General features: G+C 49.3%; 8 protein-coding genes. 3 read left to right on the forward strand and 5 right to left on the reverse strand.

Going from position 1 to position 5,396, the window contains the following annotated elements; all coding sequences use genetic code 11:
* The 4 genes from VIN66_RS12810 to mutY all read right to left on the reverse strand — a co-directional run.
* On the reverse strand, positions 1-566 hold a 566-nt coding region (locus tag VIN66_RS12810; protein WP_331924344.1), incomplete at its 3' end, for an alpha/beta family hydrolase.
* On the reverse strand, positions 547-1,482 hold the full coding sequence (locus tag VIN66_RS12815) for a transcriptional regulator GcvA (RefSeq protein ID WP_331924345.1): 936 nt from the start codon (positions 1,480-1,482) through the stop codon (positions 547-549). The genes VIN66_RS12810 and VIN66_RS12815, both read right to left, overlap by 20 nt.
* A gap of 82 nt (positions 1,483-1,564) precedes the next feature.
* A complete protein-coding gene (locus VIN66_RS12820) occupies positions 1,565-1,837 on the reverse strand; it encodes an oxidative damage protection protein (protein ID WP_331924346.1) in 273 nt (90 codons plus the stop codon).
* Between the two features lie 2 nt (positions 1,838-1,839).
* Positions 1,840-2,919, reverse strand: coding sequence for an A/G-specific adenine glycosylase (mutY, locus tag VIN66_RS12825; protein ID WP_331924347.1), 1,080 nt, complete (start codon positions 2,917-2,919; stop codon positions 1,840-1,842).
* Between the two features lie 129 nt (positions 2,920-3,048).
* Here mutY and trmB point away from each other — a divergent pair, with 129 nt between their 5' ends.
* From trmB to VIN66_RS12840, 3 genes are read left to right on the forward strand one after another with little or no spacing between them, the layout of a single operon-like run.
* On the forward strand, positions 3,049-3,771 hold the full coding sequence (gene trmB / locus VIN66_RS12830) for a tRNA (guanosine(46)-N7)-methyltransferase TrmB (RefSeq protein ID WP_331924348.1): 723 nt from the start codon (positions 3,049-3,051) through the stop codon (positions 3,769-3,771).
* Complete coding sequence (locus tag VIN66_RS12835; RefSeq protein WP_331924349.1) at positions 3,772-4,791, forward strand: class I SAM-dependent methyltransferase; 1,020 nt, start codon at positions 3,772-3,774, stop codon at positions 4,789-4,791. It begins immediately after the preceding gene.
* Positions 4,792-4,800: 9 nt separating this feature from the next.
* Positions 4,801-5,106: a hypothetical protein gene (locus VIN66_RS12840; protein ID WP_331924350.1), complete on the forward strand. Its 306-nt coding sequence runs from the start codon at positions 4,801-4,803 to the stop codon at positions 5,104-5,106.
* Here the strand turns inward: VIN66_RS12840 and VIN66_RS12845 are convergent.
* Positions 5,103-5,396, reverse strand: a 294-nt coding sequence (locus VIN66_RS12845; RefSeq protein WP_331924351.1) for a DUF3293 domain-containing protein, incomplete at its 5' end; no start/stop codon positions are given. The genes VIN66_RS12840 and VIN66_RS12845 overlap by 4 nt on opposite strands.

Genomic DNA, 5,396 nt, shown 5'->3' on the forward strand with positions numbered 1-5,396 from the left:
CTTTGTGTCAGGCCGGTTTTTACTCTGGGTTTTAAATCATGGTCGCCGTCGGTTAACCATGTAAGGCTAACTTGGGGCCAGCTTTGCGCAGCCACTTCATCCCGCTGACCAAAGGCATCACGCTCACCCTGTGCAATAAACAGCTTACAGCCTAAGGCAGTAAAATGCTCAGTACGCCACTGCTGCTTTTTCGGGGCATGAAACGGGTAACCAAAGGCAAAAATTGCCCTTAGCTTACTGTGCGGGCCAAGCATGCTGGCAACCCGCCCTCCCATAGATTTACCCCCTATAAACAGCGGCAAATCGTCAGGGCACTGTTCAACCAACTGGCTAAACTGCTGCAACAGTGGTAGTTTATCCGGCAGGCTGCGCTTGCCTGTGTCGATAAAACGCTGCATGTAAGCAAAGTTAAAGCGCCACACTTCCACATTGTGTTGCAGCAATTGAGCAGCTAACTGACACATAAAATCGCTACCGGAACCAGCACCGGCGCCATGTGCCAGCAATAAGCGGGCTTTGGGCTGTGCAGGTTTGTCTTTAATGAACTCAGTCAAGTGCCACCGCATTGGTAAATTGCTGTTCGGCAAACTCAGCTTGTTCAGCCTCAACCATCTGTGTCATCCACTGGCGAAAAGCGGTAATTTTGCCAAGCTCTGTCTGGCTTTCCCGACACACTAAGTAGTAGGCATCTTTTGAGATCAGCACGTGATTAAACGGTACTATTAACCTGCCGGAATTAATATCCGGTCGCGCCAGAACGTTATGCGCCAGTGCTACACCCTGACCATGAATAGCAGCCTGCAGCACCATAGAGGAATGGCTGAAAATCGGCCCCTGGTTTACGTTAAAATGCTTGAAGCCCTGTGTCGTGAACCAGGCTTTCCAGGCCCGGCGTGAACCGTCATGTAACAAGTTATGGTATTGCAGATCTGTCGGCTCCAACAGCGGTTTGCTGCGGTTCAGCAGCAATGGTGAACAGACAGGCAGCAGGTATTCAGTATGCAGTTTATCAGCATGCAGATTACGCCAGGTACCGCGGCCATAGTAAATGGCAACGTCTACGTCATCTGTTAACGAGCCTTCATCCAGGTCAACCGCTTTTATCCGTACGTCAATATCCGGGTGCAGCTCACTAAACTGGTTTAATCTGGGTACTAACCACTGAATCGCAAAGCTTGGCTGTAAACTTACCGTCAGTGAGCCCTTAGCGCCACGGGCCAGCAGCTTTTCGGTTGATTCATGTAATTGCAGAAAAATTTCTTTTATATCAAGAAAATAGCTTTGCCCTTCTTCGGTCAGTAGCAAAGAACGGTTTTTCCGCATAAACAGCTTCAGGCCAAGATGGTCTTCCAGTGCTTTAATCTGATGACTAATAGCGGCCTGGGTTACATACATTTCTTCAGCAGCTTTAGTGAAACTTAAATGCCTGGCGGCAGTTTCAAACGCCTTTAATGCATTAAGCGGGGGCAGTCGACGCGCCATAATCTCTCTTGAATGATTAAATTTTCTAATCCGAATTATAGCGTTGGCACTGGCACTAAGCCAGCACCATTCTAACTAACAACTATTTCTCTACCGGCTTATAGCCTTCAATTTCAACATTCTCGCCTTTGAACAAGAAAGCTTCCATCTGTTCTTCCAGCAGCTTTCTGTGCTCCGGGTTCATCATGTTAAGCTTTTTCTCATTAATCAGCATAATTTGCTTGGCCTGCCACAGGGCGAAAGCCTCTTTACTGATTGAGTTAAAAATTTTCTTGCCCAAATCTCCCGGATACAATTGAAAATCCAGGCCTGGTGCTTCTTTTTTTAAATATTCACAAAATACTGTACGGCTCATACTTAACGATCCTCAGAATCCGCTGTTGTAGCAATCAGTTGTTGAAACAGCTGCTTTGCCGGAGCTGACAAACCAACCGCAGGAATGGCATCTATTCTAAACCAACTTGCACCAGAATGCTCCTGCACTGCATCCGGCAACGATTTCAACTTAAGCAATTGCGGTTGGATCCACAGATGAAAATGGCTGAAGGTATGCCGAAAAGCCGGTAGCTGTTCGGTAGTCTCAATTTGCAAAGCATGTAACGCCAGGTACTGCTCGCGCTCCTGTGCACTGGCAAATTCAATAAAGCCATACAGCCCCCCCCACAAGCCTGCTGCCGGGCGCTGTAACAACAGCACCTGCTTCTGGTGCTGCAGCAGCAACCAGAAGCTTTGCCTCTCCGGCAGCGCTTTCTTCGGTTTTTTGCCCGGATACAGCGCCTGTTCGCCTGCCAGCGCCGCTTTACACTTTAATTTCAGCGGACATTCGCTGCAGCGCGGCTTGCTACGGCTGCACAACGTAGCGCCAAGGTCCATCATGGCCTGATTAAACTGCGCCACCGTCTGCTTTGGTGTTATCTGCTCAGCCAGTTGCCACAGTGTTTGTTCTGTAGCTTTGTCTCCCGGCCAGCCGGGTACTGCCGCAAAACGCGCCAAAACACGCTTACAGTTACCATCCAGAATAGGGTAATGCTGGCCCAAAGCTAACGACAGTACAGCACCGGCGGTTGACCTGCCAATGCCCGGCAGTGCCAGTACCTGTTCAAACCCTAGCGGGAACTGGCCCCGATGCTCTGCCACTATCATTTTTGCGGCTTTATGCAGATTGCGCGCCCGGGCGTAGTAACCAAGCCCGGTCCATAAATGTAGTACTTCATCAAGCTCTGCTGCAGCCAATGCCTCGACATCGTTAAAACGTGCCAGGAAGCGTTCAAAATAAGGAATAACAGTCGCAACCTGGGTTTGCTGCAGCATTATTTCACTGAGCCAGGTTTTATAGGGTGTTTTCTCTAACTGCCAGGGCAGTGCTTTACGTCCGTGCTGCTGATACCAGCTAACTAACTGATTTGAAAACCAAACTGCATCCTGTTGTTGTAACATAACGGCCTCTGCTAGAACAATTGCCGGCAGTATAAGCACAGCGCCTGACCTTGCCAACCATAATCGCGGTTGAGCAAAGGCGCTAATACAAGGATAATACGCGCCGTTAACGATTATGCGGAGCAACACATGACAGACAGTACCGAGCAGCACGGCGAACAGGCTGACAACACAACTTATATGCGGAAAATCCGCTCGTTTGTGCTGCGCGAAGGCCGGCTGACCAAAGGCCAGCAACATGCGCTGGATACCTACTGGCCAGATTATGGCCTGCAATACCAAAGCTCTGCACTGCAATTGGCAGATGTGTTTGGCCGTAGCAGTGCAGTAGTGCTGGAAATTGGCTTTGGTATGGGTAAATCTCTGGTACAGATGGCAAAAGAAGCGCCGGAAAAAGATTTTATCGGTATTGAAGTTCACCGTCCGGGCGTCGGTGCCTGTTTGTCTGATGCAGTTGCACAGCAGGTAAAAAACCTGCGGGTATTTGAGCACGATGCCGTTGAAGTACTGGAAGATACCATCGCGGACAATAGCCTGGACACCGTTCAGCTGTTTTTCCCTGATCCGTGGCATAAGAAACGTCACCACAAGCGCCGTATTGTGCAGCCAGAGTTTGTGCAGCTGCTTAGGCGTAAACTAAAACCCGGCGGTGTGTTTCATATGGCAACTGACTGGGAAAACTATGCGGAGCATATGCTGGAAGTTATGCAAGCAGCAGAGGGCTTTAGTAACCTCTCTGCTGATAACACCTATGTTGAACGGCCTGAACACAGACCTTTGACCAAGTTTGAACAGCGCGGCCAGCGTTTAGGCCACGGCGTCTGGGATCTGATGTATAAAAAGGACTACTAAATGTTAGCCAACGCCAGTCAACTGGTTTTACGTAACATAGCCGATCTTAGTGGTAAAGTGCTGCTGGCAGAGCCTATGGCAGATAACTTAGCTGCTGATCTTCTGCATCTGGCACCGCAGTTACAGTTAAGCTGTTACAGCACTGACGCCGCTGTCGCTGCCAGCTGGCGACAGCCTGCCGTTACGCTGTACAACAGCGCAGAACCGGCATTTAGCGACAGCTTTGATACCATTGTAATTTTCTACCCCAAAAGCAAAGAGCAGCTGGCATACACCCTCAGTCAGCTTAAACCTGCGATTAAAAGTACTACGGCAGTTTTCGTTACCGGTGATAATAAAGGTGGCATTAAGAGCCTGAGCAGCCACGCTCAGAAGCTTGGTTTAGGAGCCAACAAGCTGGATAACGCCAAGCATTGCCTGTGGTTTTCGCTGTTTGGTGATTTTGCTGCACTGCCAAAGATAGCTGACAGCCACTTCAGTATTACAGCCGCGGGTGAACAGCTTAGGCTGCATTCGTTGCCTGGGGTGTTCAACCACGGCAAGCTCGATCTTGGTACTGCGCTGCTGCTGGATAACCTGCCAGCTATCAGCCAGGGTAAGGTGCTTGATTTCGCCTGTGGCTGCGGTGTGATTGGTGCAGTGTTAAAACGTAAACATCCACAGATTGAGCTGTTCAGTTCAGATATTAGTGCGCTGGCGGTGAAAGCAACCGAGCTGACACTGAGCGCCAACAACCTCAGCGGCACGGTTATCGCAGCAGATGGCTTGCCTGAGTTTCCCAAGCAGTTTGACTACATTGTCAGTAACCCGCCATTTCACACCGGCATAAAAACTGACTACAGTATTGTCGAGGCTTTTATTGCTCAAAGTGCTACCCGCCTGAGCAATCAGGGTAATTTGACCATTGTGGCTAACAGCCATCTGGCCTATCAGGAACTGCTGCAAAACTCATTTAAGCAGGTAAGTGTTATCGCAAAAGCTAATGGCTTTGTGATATACCGCGCAAGCCAGAAAAACTAAGGGCTCCTTATGTATAAATTGTCAGCGCTGTTTTTGTTATTTACAGTAGCATCGGCAGCAGCTGACAATCCTGGCTGTGTGCAGAACCCCAAACGAACCAAAGCCTGCCCGAATATGTTGTACCGCACAGCACAGTTACCCGGCATGGCAGCACCAGGCCTGATCTGCATTTGCGCCAGTGATTTTGCAGCACTGCTGCAGCAACCGCAAACAGAAGGTGAAAAAGTCAGCCAGAACATGACCAGAAGACAGATGGAAGTGATCTACGGTGACAAATTGCAACCGGTGCTGGACATTCTGCAGCGTAAAAATTAGTCAGGCATCAATACCAGACGTTCGCGGAAATTTCCCAGGCTTTCTTCATGCTGAGCCAGCAGTACCGGCACCAAAAATAACTCGCCCTGCTCTACCCAGTAAATAGCATTTTGTTCAAACTGCCGCGCCAGCGTAATAGCCGTATTTTTCTCACACAGTACTATCCAGCTTTTTTCCTGAAAACTATGATCCGGAGCACAGCCTATAACAGAGCGATAAGGCAATTTTTGCTGATTAAGGTAAGCCTGGAATTCTTTGTCACGACGAAGGTTAAGATAGGGATGCCCGGT

The sequence above is a fragment of the Rheinheimera sp. genome, from assembly GCF_036568245.1.
Classification (GTDB): Bacteria; Pseudomonadota; Gammaproteobacteria; order Enterobacterales; family Alteromonadaceae; genus Alishewanella.

Coding starts and splice junctions, on each gene's coding strand:
- VIN66_RS12815 (WP_331924345.1), bottom strand. CDS start 1,482: ATGGCGCGTCGACTGCCCCCGCTTAATGCATTAAAGGCGTTTGAAACT.
- VIN66_RS12820 (WP_331924346.1), bottom strand. CDS start 1,837: ATGAGCCGTACAGTATTTTGTGAATATTTAAAAAAAGAAGCACCAGGC.
- mutY (WP_331924347.1), bottom strand. CDS start 2,919: ATGTTACAACAACAGGATGCAGTTTGGTTTTCAAATCAGTTAGTTAGC.
- trmB (WP_331924348.1), top strand. CDS start 3,049: ATGACAGACAGTACCGAGCAGCACGGCGAACAGGCTGACAACACAACT.
- VIN66_RS12835 (WP_331924349.1), top strand. CDS start 3,772: ATGTTAGCCAACGCCAGTCAACTGGTTTTACGTAACATAGCCGATCTT.
- VIN66_RS12840 (WP_331924350.1), top strand. CDS start 4,801: ATGTATAAATTGTCAGCGCTGTTTTTGTTATTTACAGTAGCATCGGCA.